Here is a 19,144-nt window from a genome sequence, read left to right on the forward strand (position 1 = left end):
CCTGTCAAATCGTATCGAACCAGACATGCACATTGCCGGTGCCGCGTGCGTTCTCGTATTCGGACAGCACCGTGCCCGGGTGACGGCTCGCTGCACCGCCCAGCGCCCCGATCATCTGCAGGTAATGCGCGCCGTGCGCCTCCCACGGGCGCTTGCGGTAGTCCTCGTCCCAGTTCGCCAGAATCCGGTCGTGACGCCCCTCCCGAAAAGCCTCGATGGCACGCTTGTCGCTCTCGATGTTCTCGGGGCGCGACACATTGCTCTCGTGGAAGATGCGCGGATGCTGGGGCTGCCAGTCGATGCCGTTGAACCGGTGACTCAACGAACCCGATGCCAGCATCACCACGCGCAGAGGACTGCGGCGAATCGCCTCGCCGATCGCGTCACCCGATTGCAGGAAATGCTTCGTCTCGCAGTTCTGACACGAACTCACGGTCACGACCGGCCACGCGTCGAGCCGCATCTGTTTGATGACGTTGATCGTCGGGTAATGGCGCGGCAAGTCGGGATGCGACACCGCGCGGGCGCGCACGCCGCGCTCGCGCGCCACGGCTTCGACGCTCAGCGCCAGCTCGGGATGCCCACGATAATCGTAAGGCACGCCATGCAGATACCACGGCATCTCGTCGGAGATGTACATGCCCGAATAATGCGCCCCGCCGTCGATCAGGTGATAACCGGTGGTGAACCAATGCGAGTCGAAAATCACGATGACGTCCGGACGCGCCGCCACGACGCGCTCACGCACCCGCGCATAACCGGCGATCAAGTCCGAATCGGTGCCCGCCCCTGCAGCACGCGAAATTCCTCACACTGCATCAGTCCTGGGTGATGCGAGACCAGCGCTGCGCCGACGATCTGTCCCATGGGGCTCTCCTCTTCTCTCGTTGTGATGCCGCGAGCGCATCAGCGATGGCTGAAGCTGGCCTTGAACGGCTGTTTCGGCACGACGACATCCTTCACGTCGCAAAAGAAATCGAAGCTCCAGTCGCCGCCTTCGCGGCCAATACCGGAGCGCTTGGTGCCGCCGAACGGCGCCGCCAGATCACGAATGCCGAAGCTGTTGATCCAGAGAAAGCCCGTGCGAACGCGCTGCGCGACGGCAATGGCGTGCGCCTCGTCGCCATAACAAACGCCGCCCAGCCCATAGTCGGTGCCGTTAGCCATGTCGACGACCTCGTCATCGCTTGCGAACGTTTGCAGCGTGAGCACCGGGCCGAAGACCTCCTGTTGCACGATCTCATCGAGCTGACGCAGATCGGTGAGCAGCGTCGGCGCGAAGTACTGCGCGCCGAACGTATGCCGTGTGCCGCCCCACAGCACGCGCGCGCCCGCTGTCACGGCCCGATCGACGAAGCCCTGCACGCGTTCGAGCTGCCGCAGGTGGATGATCGGACCGATCTCGGTCTGCCCATCGCGCGGGTCCCCCACGACGAGGCGCTCGACCAGCACGCGCAGCTTGTCGGTGAACGCCGGCGCCACATCCGCATGCACGAGCACACGCGTGCCCGCCAGGCACACCTGCCCGGCGTTGCGATACATCAGCGCGGCGGTGGCGGCAGCAGCGTCGAGATCGGCGTCCGCCAGCACGATGAAGGCCGATTTGCCGCCCAGCTCCAGACTGCACGGCACGAGATTGGCTGCCGCCGCCGTGGCGATCCACTTGGCGGTCGCGACCGAGCCGGTGAACGAGATGCGCGCAAGTCGCGCGTCGCTCACGAGCGCCGCCCCCGTCACGGCTCCCGGGCCATGCAACACTTGCAACACGCCCGGTGGCAGCCCCGCCTCGTGCGCGCAGTCCGCGAGTAGCGAGGACGTAAGCGGCGCCCACTCCGGCGCCTTGAGCACTACCGTATTCCCGCACGCCAATGCCGGGCCGATCTTCCATGTCGCGAGCATCAGCGGCGAGTTCCACGGCGTGATGACCGCCACGACACCCGCAGGATCGTGACGCACGAGATGACGCGCCTGCGGCGTCTCGATCACACGGTCCTGCAACGTCATCGCATGCTCGGCGAACCACGTGATGTTCTGCATGGCGCGCGGCACCACACCCTGCGCCATGCGTGAGCGCAGCACCCCGGCGTCGATGCTCTCCAACGTGGCGAACGCATCGGCCCGGCGCCCAACCGCTTCGGCAAAGCGCTGGAGATAGGGCAGGCGCCCTGCCGCACCGAGCGCTGCCCACGCGGGAAATGCCCTGGCGCCGGACGCCACCGCGAGATCGACGTGCGTCGCGTTACCGCTGGCGATCTCACCCAGACGCGTCTGGTCGATGGGCGAGACGCACACGAACATGTCGTCCGACGCCACGCGCCGGCCGTCGATATAGTGATCCGGCGAAACGGCCACGCCGGCGACGTCAAATCGGATAGCAGTCATGCCATATCTCGTGGGAAAGGTCGGGGTGACGCGCCCGGCGGCTGGCGCAACGATCAGCGCTTTTCGTCGTCATCGATGGCGAATCTCGCCGCAAGCGAACGGCTCGCGTTCGCGAGCAGTGTGGTATCGACGCCCACGGCCATGAACGTCACGCCAACGTCGAGGTAGTGACGGGCGAGCGCCTCGTCGGCGCACAGAATCCCTGCCGCCTTGCCCGCCCGACGAATGCGTGCGATGCCGTCTCCGATGGCCTGGCGCACGTCGTGGTGCGTCGCGTGCCCAAGATGCCCCATCGACGCCGCAAGATCCGCCGGGCCGATGAACACACCGTCGACGCCATCGACGGCGGCAATGTCGTCGACTTGCGCAAGCGCATCGGCCGTCTCCACCTGCACGAGCAGACAGGACGTCGCGTTTGCCGCGTGCAGATAGTCGTCGTAGCGGTTCCATCGCGATGACCGCGCCAACCCACTGCCGACGCCGCGCGTGCCTTGCGGCGGATAGCGCGTTGCGCTGACGAGCGCGCGCGCCATGTCAGCGGACTCGACCATCGGCACCAGAAGCGTCGTCGCCCCGATTTCCAGCACCTGTTTGATAAGCGTGGCGTCGCCGTGCGGCAAGCGCACCACGGGATGTGTCGGGTATGGCGCCACCGCCTGCAACGTTGCGAGCATCGTGCGCAGATCGTTGGGCGCGTGCTCACCGTCGATCACCAGCCAGTCGAATCCGCTGTCTGCGCACAACTCGGCGGCGTACGGCGTAGCGAGTCCCAGCCATAGACCGATCTGGCGCTCGCCGCGGGCCAACGCCTGCTTGAAGGCATTTGGGGAGTTTTCATGACAACCTCTCCAGTGAGGTGCGGACAATTGGGAACGTTTGGCGCCGTCAGACGAAGCGCACACCGATTGCACCGAGCGGGCCGTAGTCGGCATGAAACACGTCGCCCGCCGCGCAAGCCACGGGTCGCGTAAACGACCCGGCGAGCACGATCTCGCCCGCTTGCAAGCCTTCGTCGAAAGCGCCCAGCGTGTTGGCCAGCCACGCAATGCCGTTGCCGGGATGGTTGAGCACCGCCGCACTCAGGCCCGACTCTTCGATCACGCCGTTGCGGTAGAGCAGCGCGCCCGTCCAGCGCAGATCGACCGCGTCCGGCTTCACGGGACGTCCACCGAGTATCACGGCCGCATTCGCCGCGTTGTCGGCGATCGTGTCGACGACCTTGCGCGGCGCTTTCGTGTCGCGGTCGAACAGCTCGATGCGGCCATCGATCAATTCGAGCGCCGGCGTCACCCACGCGGTGGCGTCGAGCACGTCGAACAAGGTAACCCCTGGGCCCTTGAGCGGCTTGGCCAGAACGAATGCCAACTCCACTTCGAGACGCGGCACGATGAACCGCGAGGCATCGAGTGTCGCGCCATCGGTCACAAGCATGTCGTCGAGCAACGTGCCGTGATCGGGTTCCGTGATCTGGGCGGCGACTTGCATGGCGCGCGACGTCAGCCCGATCTTGTGACCGATCACGCGACGCCCTTCGCCGAACTTCAACGCCAGCCACGCCTGTGCGATCGCGTAGCTGTCGGCCGTCGTCATCTCGGGATACCGGCGGGAGAACTGCATGACCGGCGTGCGACGGCGTTCGGCGTCGTGCAGTTCGCGGGCAAGCGCCTGGCAGGTCGCGGCGTCGAGCGTCGGCATCGGGGGTCTCCATGGCGCCACCCGCTACGGGCAACGCGATCTTATTGGTCGATAACGCCTATTCTTGCGGCCCCCGGCGCCAGGAACAATCAATCGATTCAGGGTCATTAATAAGCAAAATTGGATAATCGAGCGCCGCCGGATACCTTCCGCCAGTCAGGCATCGCCAATTTAATTACGAAATGAGAGTGATTTGCATTTATAATCCGCAACGATTTATTACAAGGCATTACGCAAACCGAACCGAATGCTGTCGGCTGCCGTTCCGGTCAACGCTCGGGTTCGCCACACTCTCGCCGTCAAGAAGGTCAGCCAAGATGAAGATGTCTCTGCGTCGCCGCGCACATGTGGCCGCCGACACCCCCCGCGTCCGCCCCTGCGCCGCCCACCTCCCCCCCGTCCTCGTCTGCCGCACGCCATCGCCAGCGCCGCCGCGCTGCTCGTGACAACGCTCGGCACCGCGTATGCGCAGCAGGCCACAGGTGCGACGGCAGCAGAATCCAGGGCCGAAGTCGAACTCGACGCAGTCAACGTTTCCGGCGACTGGCTCGGGACTGGTCTCGACAGCAGCGCGAAGACCTTCCCCGGGGCGCGTACGGTCGTGAAGAAGGCGCAGATCGAGGCATCGGGTGCGACGAGCATTGGTGATGTCATGCGCCGCATCCCCGGTGTGCAGGCGAGCGACAACTCGGGTACCGCGGGCAGCGCCATCTCGCTGAACATCGGCGTGCGCGGCCTCACCGGCCGTTACTCGCCGCGCTCGACCGTGTTGCTCGACGGCATTCCGATGGCCGTCGCACCTTACGGTCAGCCGCAGTTGTCCTTTGCGCCGGTCAGCCTGTTCAACATCGAGAGCATCGACGTCGTGCGCAGCGGCGGTGCCGTGCGCTACGGGCCGCAGAACGTCGGTGGCGTGATCAACTTCAAGACGCGCGCGATCCCCAGCACGCCGGGCCTTACGGCCGACGCCACCTTGCGTGAGAACGTGTACACGATCGGTGGTGGCGCCAACACCCAATACGGTGCGTTCCTCGGCACGCAAATGGACAACGGCCTGGGACTCGCGCTGCTGTATTCCGGCATGGTCGGACGCGACTGGCGCAAGGGCAGCGACGAGCGCGTGAACGACCTCGCGTTGAAATGGCGGTACGACATCTCGTCGAGCCAGCAGGTGTACGGCAAGGTCTCGTATTACGACGTGAAGTCGAAGACGCCCGGCGGCCTGAGCGTTGCGCAATTCAACGCCGATCCGTTCCAGAACACGCGGCCGAACGACTACTGGAGCGGCAACCGCACCGGCCTCGACGTCGGCTATCTGAACACGATCTCCGAGACGCAGGAATTCGAGATCCGCACGTTCTACAACGAGAGCTATCGTCAGAGCACGCTGATCAACGCAGCGGGCACGCAGACCACACACCAGCCTCGCAACTACGAGACGTTCGGTGTCGAGCCACGCTTCACGCAGCGCCTGTTCGTCGGCCCGACCGCGCACGACGTGACCGTTGGCTATCGCTACGTGCACGAGCGTGGCGACGACAACAACTGGACCACCACGCTTGCGACCGGTCGCAACTCCGCCACGCGGACGTTCTACAACTACACCAGCGCGAACGCGTTCTACCTCGACGACCGCATCGCCTGGGGCAACTGGCGACTCACGCCGGGCGTGCGTTACGAGATCATCAACTCGCAGCGCGTCGACAAGTCGACCGGCAACACCTTCCGCTCGGACAACAGCAAGCCGCTGCCATCGGTGAACCTGTCGTACCTGGTGAACAGCGCGTGGACGGTCTATGCGGACTACAGCACCTCGTTCGGACCGGTGCAGAACACGCAGTTGAATTCGATGTCGGCCGCGAACCCGCTAACGCCGGAGCTCGCGCGCACCTATGAAATCGGCACCCGCTGGTCGGACTCGCGTTGGAAGGCCGAGCTCACGGCGTTCAAGATGAAGTTCGACAACCAGATTCTGCAAGTGCCCGGCTCGACCCCGCCTGTCTTCCAAAACATTGGCGCGACGAACCACGACGGCATTGAAACCGCCGTCGATTACACCTTCGATCGCGACAGCGTGCTGCGCGGCTTGAACGTGTACGCGAACTTCACTTACACGCGCGCGATCCAGAAATCGGGCGCGACTGCCGGCCTCGACGTGCCGTTCTACTCGCGCTTCACCGACACGCTCGGCGCCCGTTACGAAATTGGCGCGTGGACATTGAACGTCTCCACCACGCACCAGAGCGCGCAGTATTCGGATTTGGCCAACACCGAAGCGGAATCGGCCGACGGCAGCAATGGCAAGGTGCCGGGCTTCCGTCTGTGGAACCTGCAGGCGATGTACAAGATCCCCGGCTACAAGAACGCCGACGTCACGGTGGGTCTGAACAACGTCTTCGATAAGCGCTTCTATACGCGCAACGTCGACGGCAACGCCGGCCGCATGGTCGGCGCGCCGCGCATGATCTACGTGCAGGGCCACTTCGGGTTCTGATCGCCGCAGGATCGGTAAACGAAAAAACGGCACCCGCGAGGGTGCCGTTTTCGTAACGACGTGGGTGTCAGGTTGGCAGCGCTCGCTCTCGCCAGCGCCGCCCGCCCGATTACTCCGCCGTAGGCTCTTCCACCGAGCTTGGCATCGGTGCAAACGCCTCTTCCAGAGCGATCTGGTCGTGACGCTCGCGATCCGACGTCTCGCGGGCCTTGCGAGCCTTGTGATACGCCAGACCCGTACCTGCCGGGATGAGACGGCCAACGATGACGTTTTCCTTCAAGCCACGCAGGTCGTCCTTCTTGCCCATGATCGCGGCTTCGGTCAACACGCGCGTCGTTTCCTGGAACGAGGCCGCCGAGATGAACGAATCCGTCGACAGCGACGCCTTCGTAATCCCCAGCAACACGTTCTCGTACTGCGCCGGACGCTTGTCCGCGGCGTTCATGGCGTCGTTCTCGTACAGCATGTCCGAGCGCTCGACCTGTTCGCCGATGATGAAGCGCGTATCGCCGTTGTCGGTGATCTGCACACGACGCAGCATCTGGCGAACGATCACCTCGATGTGCTTGTCGTTGATCTTCACACCCTGCAAGCGGTACACGTCCTGCACTTCGTCGACGATGTAACGCGCCAGCGCTTCGATACCCTGCAGACGCAGGATGTCGTGCGGGTCGGCCGGACCGTCCACGATCATTTCGCCCTTGTTCACCACCTGGCCGTCGTGCACCAGCACCTGCTTTTCCTTCGGAATCAGGAACTCGTGCTGGTTGCCGTCGAGATCGGTAATGACCAGACGCTGCTTGCCCTTCGTGTCCTTGCCGAACGACGTGGTACCGGTGACTTCGGCCAGAATGCCGGCGTCCTTCGGTGCGCGCGCTTCGAACAGTTCGGCCACACGCGGCAGACCCCCGGTAATATCGCGAGTCTTCTGCGCTTCGGTCGGGATACGTGCGAGCACTTCACCCACCGGCACTTGCTGGCCGTCCTTGATGGTGATCAGTGCGCCCACCTGGAAGCCGATCGTCACTGCGTGATCGGTCCCCGGGATCTTCACTTCCACACCATGTTCGTCGAGCAGCTTGACCTGCGGACGCACGTTCTTCGACGCCGGACCACGACGCTTCGGATCGATCACGACCAGCGTGGACAGACCCGTCACATCGTCGATCTGCTTGGCCACCGTGACACCTTCCTCGACGTTCTCGAACCGGGCGTAACCGCCGTGTTCGGTAATGATCGGGCGCGTCAGCGGATCCCACGTACCCAGTTGGGCACCGGCCTTGACCTGTGCGCCGTCCAGATGCAGCAGCGTGGCGCCATACGGCACCTTGTGGCGCTCGCGCTCACGGCCATGATCGTCCGTGATCAGGATTTCGCCCGAACGCGAGATGGCGATCTGTTCGCCGCGACCGTTCGTCACGTAACGCATGGTCGCCGAGAAGCGAACCGTACCGTTCGACTTGGCTTCGATCGACGAGGCCACGGCCGCACGCGATGCCGCGCCACCGATGTGGAACGTACGCATCGTGAGCTGCGTGCCCGGTTCACCGATCGACTGCGCAGCGATCACACCGACCGCTTCGCCCACGTTCACACGCGAGCCGCGGCCAAGGTCACGGCCGTAACAGGCGGCGCACAGACCGAAGCGCGTATCGCAGGTCAGCGGCGTGCGCACGCGCACTTCGTCGACACCCAGCGCTTCGATCATCTCGACGGCGTCTTCGTCGAGCAGCGTGCCCGATTCGTACACCGTCTCTTGCGTTTCCGGATTCACGACGTCGGCCACGGCCACGCGACCCAGGATACGGTCACGCAGGGCTTCGACCACTTCACCGCCCTCGACCAGTGCCTTCATCGCAACGCCGTTGCTCGTGCCGCAATCGTCTTCGACCACGACCAGATCCTGCGTCACGTCGACCAGACGACGCGTCAGGTAACCCGAGTTTGCCGTCTTCAGTGCCGTATCGGCCAGACCCTTACGTGCACCGTGGGTCGAGATGAAGTACTGCAACACGTTCAGGCCTTCGCGGAAGTTCGCGGTAATCGGCGTCTCGATAATCGAGCCATCCGGCTTGGCCATCAGGCCACGCATACCCGCGAGCTGGCGAATCTGGGCGCTCGAACCGCGAGCACCGGAGTCGGCCATCATGTAAATCGAGTTGAACGATTCCTGGTCGACGATATTGCCGTCGCGATCGGTCGTCTTCTCTTTCGAGAGCTGCTCCATCATCGCCTTACCCACGGCGTCGCCGGTCGCACCCCAGATGTCCACGACGTTGTTGTAACGCTCTTGCGCCGTGACCAGACCCGACATGTACTGACGGTCGTATTCCTTGACCTTCTTCGACGCTTCGCCGATCAGCTCTTCCTTCTTCGTCGGCACGAGCATGTCGTCGACGCAGATCGAGATACCGGCACGCGTTGCCAGGCGGAAGCCCGACTGCATCAGCTTGTCGACGAAGATCACCGTCTCGCGCAGACCGCAGCGGCGGAACGCCGTGTTGATGAGCTTCGAGATTTCCTTCTTCTTGAGCGACTTGTTCAGCACCGAGAACGGCAGGCCCGGCGGCAGAATTTCCGACAGGATCGCGCGGCCGACCGTGGTCGGATACAGCGTGATCTTCGCCGTCTTCTCGCCCGTTTCCGGATCGACCGTGTACTCCGTGATACGCACGTTCACGCGCGAAGCCAGTTCGACTTCCTTGTTATCGTAAGCGCGCAGCACTTCCGAAACGTCGATGAACGACAGGCCTTCGCCGCGGCCGTTGATCTTGTCGCGGGTCGCGTAGTACAGACCCAGCACGATATCCTGCGACGGCACGATCGACGGATCGCCGTTGGCCGGGAACAACACGTTGTTCGAGGCCAGCATCAGGGTACGCGCTTCCATCTGCGCTTCGAGCGACAGCGGCACGTGAACGGCCATCTGGTCACCGTCGAAGTCGGCGTTGAACGCCGCGCAAACCAGCGGGTGAAGCTGGATCGCCTTGCCTTCGATCAGCACCGGCTCGAACGCCTGAATCCCCAGGCGGTGCAGCGTCGGTGCGCGGTTCAGCATGATCGGGTGTTCGCGGATCACATCTTCGAGGATGTCCCACACCACCGCCGTCTGGTTCTCGACTTCTTTCTTCGCGGCCTTGATGGTCGTGGCCACGCCCAACACTTCCAGCTTGTGGAAGATGAACGGCTTGAAGAGTTCGAGCGCCATCAGCTTCGGCAGACCGCACTGATGCAGCTTGAGCGTCGGGCCCACGGTAATCACCGAACGGCCCGAGTAGTCGACCCGCTTACCCAGCAAGTTCTGACGGAAACGACCGCTCTTGCCCTTGATCATGTCGGCCAGCGACTTGAGCGGGCGCTTGTTCGCACCGGTCATCGCCTTGCCGCGACGACCGTTGTCGAGCAGCGAGTCCACGGATTCCTGCAGCATGCGCTTTTCGTTGCGCACGATGATGTCCGGGGCCTTCAGCTCGAGCAGACGCTTCAGACGGTTGTTACGGTTGATGACGCGGCGATACAGATCGTTCAGGTCCGAGGTCGCGAAGCGGCCACCGTCGAGCGGCACCAACGGGCGCAGCTCGGGCGGGAGCACCGGCAGCACTTCGAGCACCATCCACTCGGGCTTGATGCCCGAACGCTGGAAAGCCTCGAGCACCTTCAGGCGCTTGGCGTACTTCTTGATCTTCGCTTCCGAGCCCGTGGCTTGCAGCTCGGCGCGCAGATGCTCGACCTGCTGGTCGATGTCGATCGAGCGCAGCAGCTCGCGCACGCCTTCCGCGCCCATCTCGGCACGGAATTCGTCGCCGTATTCCTCGACCTTGTTGTAGTAATCCTCTTCGGTCATGATCTGGCACCGCTTGAGCGGCGTCATGCCCGGTTCGAGAACCACATACGCTTCGAAGTACAGCACGCGTTCGATGTCGCGCAGCGTCATGTCGAGCACCATGCCCAGACGCGACGGCAGCGACTTCAGGAACCAGATGTGCGCGACCGGCGAGGCCAGCTCGATGTGGCCCATGCGCTCGCGACGCACCTTCGCCAGCGTGACTTCCACGCCGCACTTCTCGCAGATCACGCCGCGATGCTTCAGGCGCTTGTACTTGCCGCAAAGGCACTCGTAATCCTTGATCGGACCGAAGATCTTTGCGCAGAACAGGCCGTCACGCTCGGGCTTGAACGTCCGATAGTTGATCGTTTCCGGCTTCTTCACTTCGCCGAACGACCACGAGCGGATCTTGTCCGGCGAAGCCAGACCGATCTTGATCGCGTCGAACTGTTCGACCTGCTGAACTTGCTTGAATAGATCGAGCAAAGCTTTCATTGCTTTCTCCTGTTGCCTGAACGCAATTAACTGCGCTCCAGGTCGATATCGATACCGAGCGAACGGATTTCCTTGACCAGCACGTTGAACGACTCCGGCATGCCGGCATCGATCACGTGATCGCCCTTGACGAGGTTCTCGTACACCTTCGTACGCCCCGTCACGTCATCCGACTTCACGGTCAGCATTTCCTGCAGCACATACGATGCGCCGTATGCTTCCAGTGCCCACACTTCCATTTCACCGAAGCGCTGACCACCGAACTGGGCCTTACCGCCCAACGGCTGTTGCGTCACCAGCGAGTACGGACCGGTCGAACGCGCGTGCATCTTGTCGTCGACCAAGTGGTGCAGCTTGAGCATGTGCATGAAGCCGCACGTGACCGGACGCTCGAAGGCTTCACCGGTACGGCCGTCGAACAGCGTGACCTGGTTCTTCGACGGCGTCATGCCGAGTTCCTTCGCGACGTGATCCGGGAACGCCAGATCCAGCATGCGACGGATTTCGTCTTCATGGGCACCATCGAACACCGGCGTTGCGAACGGCACGCCGTTCTGCAGGTTGCGCGCCAGCGACATGATTTCGTCGTCCGACAGGCTGTCGATATCTTCTTGTTGACCGCTCTCGTTGTAGATCTTCGTCAGGAACTTGCGAACTTCCTGGACCTTGGTGTGCGCCTGCAGCATTTCGCCGATACGCCAGCCCAGACCCTTCGCTGCCCAGCCGAGGTGCGACTCGAGAATCTGACCCACGTTCATCCGCGACGGCACGCCGAGCGGGTTGAGCACGATGTCTGCCGGACGGCCATCGGCCATGTACGGCATGTCCTCGATCGGCACGATCTTCGAGACCACGCCCTTGTTACCGTGACGGCCGGCCATCTTGTCGCCAGGCTGCAGACGACGCTTGACCGCCAGGTACACCTTGACCATCTTCAGCACGCCCGGCGGCAGTTCGTCGCCCTGCGTGAGTTTCTTGCGCTTCTCTTCGAAGGCGAGGTCGAACTGGTGACGCTTCTGCTCGATCGATTCCTTGATCTGCTCGAGCTGTTGCGCACCTTCGTCTTCCGCCAAACGGATGTCGAACCAGTGGTAACGATCCAGATCCGCCAGGTATTCCTTCGTGAGCTTGGTGCCCTTGGCGAGCTTCTTCGGACCGCCATTGGCCGTCTTGCCCACCAGGAAGCGCTCCAGACGCTGGAATGCATCGCCTTCCACGATACGCAGCTGGTCGTTCAGGTCGAGGCGGTAGCCCTTGAGTTCATCGTCGATGATCTGCTGGGCACGCTTGTCGCGCTGAATGCCTTCACGCGTGAACACCTGCACGTCGATGACGGTGCCGCTCATGCCCGACGGCACGCGCAGCGAGGTGTCCTTCACGTCCGATGCCTTCTCGCCGAAGATCGCGCGCAGCAGCTTTTCTTCCGGCGTGAGCTGGGTTTCGCCCTTCGGCGTGACCTTGCCCACCAGGACGTCGCCCGCTTCGACTTCCGCGCCGATGTACACGATGCCCGACTCGTCCAGACGGCCGAGTTGGACTTCCGCCAGGTTCGAGATGTCGCGCGTGATTTCCTCAGGTCCGAGCTTCGTGTCGCGAGCGACCACGTTCAGCTCTTCGATGTGGATCGACGTGTAACGGTCTTCCGCAACCACACGCTCCGAGATCAGGATCGAATCCTCGAAGTTGTAGCCGTTCCACGGCATGAACGCGATCAGCATGTTCTGACCCAGCGCCAACTCACCCAGATCGGTCGACGCGCCGTCGGCGATCACATCGCCGCGCGCCACCTTGTCGCCTTCTTCCACGATCGGGCGCTGGTTGATGTTGGTGTTCTGGTTCGAACGCGTGTACTTGATCAGGTTGTAGATGTCCACGCCGACTTCACCGGCGACGGCTTCATCGTCGTTCACGCGAATCACCACACGGCCTGCGTCGACGTAGTCGACCACGCCGCCGCGGAACGCCTGCACGGTCGTACCCGAGTCAACCGCCACCGTACGCTCGATACCCGTACCGACGACCGCTTTTTCCGGACGCAGGCAAGGCACGGCCTGGCGCTGCATGTTCGAACCCATCAACGCGCGGTTCGCGTCATCGTGCTCGAGGAACGGAATCAGCGAGGCTGCGACCGAGACGATCTGCGACGGTGCCACGTCCATGTACTGGATGCGGTCCGGCGTGACCATCAGCGTTTCGCCGGCTTCACGCGACGACACCAGTTCGTCGGTCAGTTCACCGTTTTCGCCAATCGACGCGTTCGCCTGAGCGATCACGTAGCGACCTTCTTCAATGGCCGACAGGTAGTCGATCTGGTCGGTGACCTTGCCGTCTTCCACCTTGCGGTAAGGCGTCTCGAGGAAGCCATACTCGTTCAGGCGGGCGTACAGTGCCAGCGAGTTGATCAGACCAATGTTCGGACCTTCCGGCGTTTCAATCGGGCACACGCGGCCATAGTGGGTCGGGTGCACGTCGCGCACTTCGAAGCCGGCACGCTCGCGCGTCAAACCGCCCGGGCCCAGTGCGGACACGCGACGCTTGTGCGTGATTTCCGACAACGGGTTGGTCTGGTCCATGAACTGCGAGAGCTGCGACGAACCGAAGAACTCGCGAATGGCCGACGAGATCGGCTTGCTGTTGATCAGGTCGTGCGGCATCAGGTTTTCCGACTCGGCCTGACCCAGACGTTCCTTCACAGCACGCTCGACACGCACCAGACCGGCGCGGAACTGGTTCTCGGCCAGCTCACCCACGCAACGCACGCGGCGGTTGCCCAAGTGGTCGATGTCGTCGACTTCGCCGCGGCCATTACGCAGATCCACGAGGATCTTGATGGTCGAGAGAATGTCGTCGTCGCCCAGCGTCATCGGTCCGAGCACTTCGTCACGGCCGACACGACGGTTGAACTTCATACGACCCACCTTCGACAGGTCGTACGCTTCTTCGCTGTAGAACAGACGATTGAACAGGGCCTCGACCGCATCTTCGGTCGGCGGCTCGCCCGGGCGCATCATGCGGTAGATCGCGATACGCGCGGCCGTGCGGTCGGCGGTTTCGTCGATGCGCAGCGTGGCCGAGATGTACGACCCCTGGTCCAGATCGTTCGTGAACAGCGTCTGGATGTCAGACACGTCCGACTCGCGCAGCTTGACCAGCACGCTTTCGGTGATTTCTTCGTTGGCGTTGGCGATCACTTCGCCGGTATCGCCATCGATCACGTTCTTCGCGAGCACTCGGCCGAGCAGGTAGTCTTCCGGCACCGAGATGAACTTGGTGTTGGCGTTCTCCAGGTCGCGGATGTGCTTGGCGTTGACGCGCTTGTCCTTCTGGACGATGACCTTGCCTTCGCGATCCGTGATGTCGAAGCGAGCCACTTCACCGCGCAGACGCTCCGGCACGAACTCCATCTGTGCGCCTTCCGGCATCAGCTTGAAGTTGTCGAACACGAAGAAGTTCGCGAGGATCTGTTCCGGCGTCAGGCCGATGGCCTTGAGCAGAATCGTGACCGGCATCTTGCGACGGCGGTCGACGCGGAAGTACAGGATGTCCTTCGGATCGAATTCGAAGTCCAGCCACGAGCCGCGGTAGGGGATGATACGCGCGGAGAACAGCAGTTTGCCCGAGCTGTGCGTCTTGCCCTTGTCGTGTTCGAAGAACACGCCCGGCGAGCGGTGCAGCTGCGAGACGATGACACGCTCCGTGCCATTGATGACGAAGGAACCGGTCGACGTCATGAGCGGAATTTCGCCCATGTACACTTCCTGTTCCTTGACTTCCTTGACGACGGGCTTGTTCGGCGATTCACGGTCGAGAATCACCAGACGAACCTTGGCGCGCAGGGCCGAGCAAAAAGTCAGGCCGCGCTGTTGACATTCCTTGACATCGAACGCGGGTGTGCCGAGCAGATAGCTGACAAACTCCAGGCGTGCGAACCCGTTGTGAGAAACGATCGGGAAAATGGAGGAGAAGGCTGCTTGCAGACCCTCCGGCTTCCGCTCCGATGCAAGCGCTTCGGCTTGCAAGAACGATGTGTACGAGGCGAGCTGGGTGGCCAGCAAAAACGGCACCTTGTGCACGGTCGGACGCTTCGCAAAACTCTTGCGAATGCGTTTCTTCTCGGTGAAGGAATAGTGCATTACGATCTCCGAATCACTACGCTGGCGACGACGGCAGGCATCGTCAACGGGTGTTCATCGACTGAGACCAGACGTCCCCCGCGGCGGGCTTGCCGTGGAGCAACGAGCTTGGTGGTTGGCCGCTACCAACCGCTGGCTGACGGCGACGGATGCCTGTGTTGCCCGTCGCCCGACCAAACTTGCCTTCTGCAGTCGCTTCAGAAGACAAAGAGAAAACCGCCACGGGTCGAATCCCGGCGCGATCTTTTCTTTGGCCTCTTCGGTACTTCTTCGGTACTACCCTCGCGTCCTCTCAGTTGCTGTGTTTCGTCAGTACCCTCGATAATGCGTGCGCTTGAAATGGCGAAAATCACGGATGCATCGGCGAAATCATTTTGCTTTCAACCCCTTGGCGCACTTTCAGGCGGGCTTTCGAGTTGCGCGCGCCCCTTTCGGGATTTGGCTCTCCTGAAAGCACAAAAAGGCTGACGACGTTTCGTCGCCAGCCTTCCCTACGCGCAGAGCCGAATTACTTGATTTCGACCTTGGCGCCGGCTTCTTCCAGCTTCTTCTTGGCTTCGTCAGCAGCAGCCTTGTCGACGCCTTCCTTGACAGCCTTCGGAGCGCCATCAACCACGTCCTTGGCTTCCTTCAAGCCCAGGCCCGTGATTTCGCGGACGGCCTTGATCACGCCGACCTTGTTCGCACCGACTTCCGCCAGGATGACGTTGAATTCGGTTTGCTCTTCGGCTGCAGCAGCAGCGCCAGCACCCGCGGGGCCAGCCACCGACAGGGCAGCAGCCGACACGCCAAACTTCTCTTCGAACGCCTTGACCAGGTCGTTCAGTTCCATAACCGACATTGCGCCAACGGCGTCGATGATGTCTTCTTTCGTGATTGCCATTTGTAAAACTCCTAGATTGTGTTCGGACCGAAGTCAGCGATCGTGTAACCGGGACGAGAATTAAGCAGCTTCTGCTTGCTTCTTCTCGGCCACGGCAGCCAGGACGCGAGCAAAGCCGGAAACCGGCGCTTGCATGACACCCAGCAACTTCGCGAGCAGTTCGTCGCGGCTCGGGATCGAGGCCAGCGCTTGCACGCCTGCCTTGTCCATCACCTTGCCGTCGTACGAGCCGGCCTTCAAGATCAACTTGTCGTTGCCCTTCGAAAAGTCGTTCAAGACTTTCGCAGCGGCTACGGGATCCGTCGAGATACCGTAGATCAGAGGACCGGTCATCTGCTCAGCCAGGTCAGCAAACGGGGTGTTTTCCACCGCGCGGCGAGCCAGCGTGTTCTTCAGAACGCGCAGGTAGACACCTTGCTGACGCGCATTGGCGCGAAGCTTCGTCAGATCGCCAACCGTGATTCCGCGATATTCAGCCACAACGATGGTCGAAGCGCCGGCGACTTGCGCCGAAACTTCTGCCACGACGGCTTTCTTATCATCAAGATTAAGTGCCACGGTTAACCTCCAAAATTGACATCACCTCATGGTGATGCCGTTCCACTAACGGCTTACCGACATGTCTGGAGTTTCAACCGCCACGCCCGGTTGCCCAGGTGAGGCGATGTGACTGCATAACTTGTTCGGGTTCGCCATCTGCGTTGGCTGGCGTATTAAGGGAGCGTCAACACATGCCCATTCCCGCCAACGGTCTTTGATAACCGGAAGCGATTTCCGAAGAATCCGCTTCCGCCCAAAGTCTTTTGCTGCTGACTGTCGATCCGGAGGATCGCAGTCGTCGCAGGGGACGCCATCACCCTGCGATTGCGATACGGTCTGGCTTAGGCAGCCAGGCTGGCCTGATCCACACGCACGCCAACGCCCATCGTGCTCGACAGGGCAATCTTGCGCAGGTAGACACCCTTGCTCGAAGCCGGCTTCGACTTCGTCAGGGCTTCCAGCAGGGCCGACAGGTTCTGACGCAGCGCTGCCGGGTCGAACGACGCACGACCGATGGTCGCGTGAATAATGCCGCCCTTGTCAACGCGGAATTGCACCTGACCAGCCTTGGCGTTCTTCACTGCCGTAGCGACGTCCGGGGTCACCGTGCCAACCTTCGGGTTCGGCATCAGGCCGCGCGGGCCGAGAATCTGACCCAGCGTACCGACGACGCGCATCGTGTCCGGCGAAGCGATCACGATATCGAAGTCCATCTTGCCGGCCTTGATTTGCTCGGCCAGGTCTTCCATACCCACGATTTCAGCGCCGGCAGCCTTGGCTTGCTCGGCCTTTTCGCCTTGAGCGAACACAGCCACGCGAACCGACTTACCGGTACCGGCCGGCAGAACGACCGAGCCGCGAACCACTTGGTCCGACTTCTTCGCATCCACGCCCAGTTGCACGGCGACGTCGATCGACTCGTCGAACTTGGCGCTTGCGCATTCCTTGACCAGGGCCAGAGCGTCGCCGACCGGGTACAGCTTGTTGCGGTCGACCTTGGCGGCCAGTGCTTGTTGACGCTTAGAGATCTTAGCCATTACAGACCCTCCACCGTGATGCCCATCGAACGTGCGCTGCCAGCGATGGTGCGAACCGCGGCGTCCAGATCGGCGGCGGTAAGGTCAGGCATCTTGGTCTTCGCGATTTCTTCCGCTTGTGCGCGGGTGATCTTGCCCACCTTGTCGGTGTGCGGCTTGCTCGAACCCTTTTGCAGGTTGGCAGCCTTCTTGATCAGCACCGTTGCCGGCGGGGTCTTCAGGACGAACGTGAAGCTCTTGTCCGCAAATGCGGTGATCACCACCGGGGTCGGAAGACCCGGCTCGAGGCTCTGCGTTTGCGCGTTGAACGCCTTGCAGAACTCCATGATGTTCAGGCCACGCTGACCCAGGGCCGGGCCCACGGGGGGCGACGGGTTGGCTTTACCTGCAGGAATCTGCAGCTTGATAAAGCCGATGATTTTCTTTGCCATGGTTTACTCCGGAACGAATATGTGGCGCATATTCGGGGTTGAGTCATAGCGCGCGTTCACCAAAACGGGCTACTGACGCTCCTCGGCGACGGCTGTCACCAACGCAAAAACGCGCCGGACGTCGCGCCGGCGCATTTTATTCTTAGATCTTTTCGACTTGCCCGAACTCCAGTTCTACCGGAGTTGCCCGTCCGAAAATGGTGACGGAAACACGGAGGCGAGATTTTTCGTAGTTCACTTCTTCCACCGAGCCGTTGAAGTCCGTGAAAGGACCTTCCTTGACTCGAACCAGCTCGCCCACCTCGAACAACGTCTTCGGACGCGGCTTTTCCACCCCGTCCTTGATTTGCGACATGATCTTGTCGACCTCGGCCTGTCGAATCGGAATCGGGCGATTGCCCGTACCGCCGACAAAACCGGTGACCTTGGCGGTATTCTTCACCAAGTGCCACGTGTCATCCGTCATTTCCATCTCGCACAGCACATAGCCGGGGAAGAAACGACGCTCGGTGACCGACTTGTGGCCACCTTTGATTTCAACGACTTCTTCGGTCGGGACAAGAATCTCGCCGAACAAGTCTTCCATGCCGGCACGCGCAATACGCTCACGCAGCGCCTTGGCTACGCTCTTTTCCATGCCGGAATACGCATGAACGACGTACCAGCGCTTCTTACTCGGTGCAGCCCCGGTATCAGACATATCACTTCCAGCCAAGAATCAAAGAGAACACCGCCCATTCAATCGTTTTGTCGCTGATCCAGAGATACAGCGCCATCACGATGACGAACGCGAAGACGATCGCAGTCGTTTGAGCGGCCTCTTTACGGGTCGGCCAAACGACCTTACCCACTTCCCGATACGCATCCTTGGCAAAAGCCAGGAAGCTTTTGCCGGTTTGCGATGCCAATGCAACACCTGCCGCGATGGCTAGAACGACGACGATGGCAGCAACGCGCACATACAGTGCCTGTTGCCCCAGCGCGTAGAAGGCCACGACACCAGCAATCACGAGCAGCCCGGCCAGTGCCAGCAGCAGCTTGTCGCCAGTCGTACGTACAGTTTCTACGGGAGAATTCGCCATTTCCAGCTTGCAGACAGTTGTTTGGCAGGGGCAGAGGGAATCGAACCCCCAACCTTCGGTTTTGGAGACCGACGCTCTGCCAGTTGAGCTATACCCCTAAAACAGCAGTGGGGCCAGCCGCCAAAAGCTGACCCCGTAAGCGCGGA

The 19,144-nt window shown here is 61.9% G+C and carries 13 protein-coding genes and 1 tRNA gene; 1 reads left to right on the forward strand and 13 read right to left on the reverse strand.

The features are described 5' to 3' along the window. Nucleotides 1-4 precede the first annotated feature (4 nt). The 4 genes from DRB87_RS21405 to hpaH all read right to left on the reverse strand — a co-directional run bounded on the left by DRB87_RS21405 (nt 5) and on the right by hpaH (nt 4,077). Nucleotides 5-769 carry an extradiol ring-cleavage dioxygenase gene (locus DRB87_RS21405; protein ID WP_240756093.1) on the reverse strand — a complete coding sequence of 255 codons (765 nt, stop codon included), beginning with the start codon at nt 767-769 and terminating at the stop codon, nt 5-7. A 137-nt stretch (nt 770-906) separates the two neighbouring features. Continuing rightward, the gene (locus DRB87_RS21410) at nt 907-2,382 is read right to left on the reverse strand and encodes an aldehyde dehydrogenase family protein (protein WP_130027439.1); all 1,476 of its coding nucleotides are present in this window, start codon (nt 2,380-2,382) and stop codon (nt 907-909) included. 53 nt (nt 2,383-2,435) lie between these two features. Next, on the reverse strand, nt 2,436-3,248 hold the full coding sequence (hpaI, locus tag DRB87_RS21415; RefSeq protein WP_130027440.1) for a 4-hydroxy-2-oxoheptanedioate aldolase: 813 nt from the start codon (nt 3,246-3,248) through the stop codon (nt 2,436-2,438). Between the two features lie 19 nt (nt 3,249-3,267). Continuing rightward, a complete protein-coding gene (gene hpaH, locus DRB87_RS21420; protein WP_130027441.1) occupies nt 3,268-4,077 on the reverse strand; it encodes a 2-oxo-hept-4-ene-1,7-dioate hydratase in 810 nt (269 codons plus the stop codon). Between the two features lie 442 nt (nt 4,078-4,519). Here hpaH and DRB87_RS21425 point away from each other — a divergent pair, with 442 nt between their 5' ends. Next, nucleotides 4,520-6,571, forward strand: a complete 2,052-nt coding sequence (locus DRB87_RS21425; protein WP_240756094.1) for a TonB-dependent siderophore receptor — start codon at nt 4,520-4,522, stop codon at nt 6,569-6,571. A 109-nt stretch (nt 6,572-6,680) separates the two neighbouring features. Here DRB87_RS21425 and rpoC read toward each other — a convergent pair whose 3' ends face one another. The 9 genes from rpoC to DRB87_RS21470 form a co-directional block, all read right to left on the reverse strand. Further along, nucleotides 6,681-10,892, reverse strand: a complete 4,212-nt coding sequence (gene rpoC, locus DRB87_RS21430; RefSeq protein ID WP_130027443.1) for a DNA-directed RNA polymerase subunit beta' — start codon at nt 10,890-10,892, stop codon at nt 6,681-6,683. 26 nt (nt 10,893-10,918) lie between these two features. Further along, nucleotides 10,919-15,025 (reverse strand): DNA-directed RNA polymerase subunit beta, encoded by a 4,107-nt coding sequence (rpoB, locus tag DRB87_RS21435; RefSeq protein WP_130027444.1) that lies wholly within the window; start codon nt 15,023-15,025, stop codon nt 10,919-10,921. Between the two features lie 508 nt (nt 15,026-15,533). Beyond that, nucleotides 15,534-15,908, reverse strand: a complete 375-nt coding sequence (gene rplL, locus DRB87_RS21440; RefSeq protein ID WP_017232376.1) for a 50S ribosomal protein L7/L12 — start codon at nt 15,906-15,908, stop codon at nt 15,534-15,536. Nucleotides 15,909-15,968: 60 nt separating this feature from the next. Beyond that, nucleotides 15,969-16,466 carry a 50S ribosomal protein L10 gene (gene rplJ, locus DRB87_RS21445; protein ID WP_010804162.1) on the reverse strand — a complete coding sequence of 166 codons (498 nt, stop codon included), beginning with the start codon at nt 16,464-16,466 and terminating at the stop codon, nt 15,969-15,971. 323 nt (nt 16,467-16,789) lie between these two features. After that, the gene (gene rplA / locus DRB87_RS21450; RefSeq protein ID WP_017232377.1) at nt 16,790-17,485 is read right to left on the reverse strand and encodes a 50S ribosomal protein L1; all 696 of its coding nucleotides are present in this window, start codon (nt 17,483-17,485) and stop codon (nt 16,790-16,792) included. Further along, entirely contained in the window at nt 17,485-17,916 is a 432-nt protein-coding gene (gene rplK, locus DRB87_RS21455; protein ID WP_017232378.1) for a 50S ribosomal protein L11, read from the reverse strand. Before rplK ends, rplA begins: the two co-directional genes overlap by 1 nt. Nucleotides 17,917-18,058: 142 nt before the next feature. Beyond that, a complete protein-coding gene (gene nusG / locus DRB87_RS21460) occupies nt 18,059-18,616 on the reverse strand; it encodes a transcription termination/antitermination protein NusG (protein WP_026131673.1) in 558 nt (185 codons plus the stop codon). 1 nt (nt 18,617) lies between these two features. After that, the gene (gene secE, locus DRB87_RS21465; protein WP_017232380.1) at nt 18,618-18,998 is read right to left on the reverse strand and encodes a preprotein translocase subunit SecE; all 381 of its coding nucleotides are present in this window, start codon (nt 18,996-18,998) and stop codon (nt 18,618-18,620) included. Nucleotides 18,999-19,020: 22 nt separating this feature from the next. Beyond that, a tRNA-Trp gene (locus tag DRB87_RS21470) sits at nt 19,021-19,096 on the reverse strand. Between the last annotated feature and the right edge of the window lie 48 nt (nt 19,097-19,144).

The organism is Pandoraea sp. XY-2 (assembly GCF_004193915.1).
Lineage (GTDB): Bacteria > Pseudomonadota > Gammaproteobacteria > Burkholderiales > Burkholderiaceae > Pandoraea > Pandoraea cepalis.

Coding starts and splice junctions, on each gene's coding strand:
- rpoB (WP_130027444.1), bottom strand. CDS start 15,025: ATGCACTATTCCTTCACCGAGAAGAAACGCATTCGCAAGAGTTTTGCG.
- rplA (WP_017232377.1), bottom strand. CDS start 17,485: ATGGCTAAGATCTCTAAGCGTCAACAAGCACTGGCCGCCAAGGTCGAC.
- DRB87_RS21410 (WP_130027439.1), bottom strand. CDS start 2,382: ATGACTGCTATCCGATTTGACGTCGCCGGCGTGGCCGTTTCGCCGGAT.
- rplK (WP_017232378.1), bottom strand. CDS start 17,916: ATGGCAAAGAAAATCATCGGCTTTATCAAGCTGCAGATTCCTGCAGGT.
- secE (WP_017232380.1), bottom strand. CDS start 18,998: ATGGCGAATTCTCCCGTAGAAACTGTACGTACGACTGGCGACAAGCTG.
- hpaH (WP_130027441.1), bottom strand. CDS start 4,077: ATGCCGACGCTCGACGCCGCGACCTGCCAGGCGCTTGCCCGCGAACTG.
- rpoC (WP_130027443.1), bottom strand. CDS start 10,892: ATGAAAGCTTTGCTCGATCTATTCAAGCAAGTTCAGCAGGTCGAACAG.
- nusG (WP_026131673.1), bottom strand. CDS start 18,616: ATGTCTGATACCGGGGCTGCACCGAGTAAGAAGCGCTGGTACGTCGTT.
- rplL (WP_017232376.1), bottom strand. CDS start 15,908: ATGGCAATCACGAAAGAAGACATCATCGACGCCGTTGGCGCAATGTCG.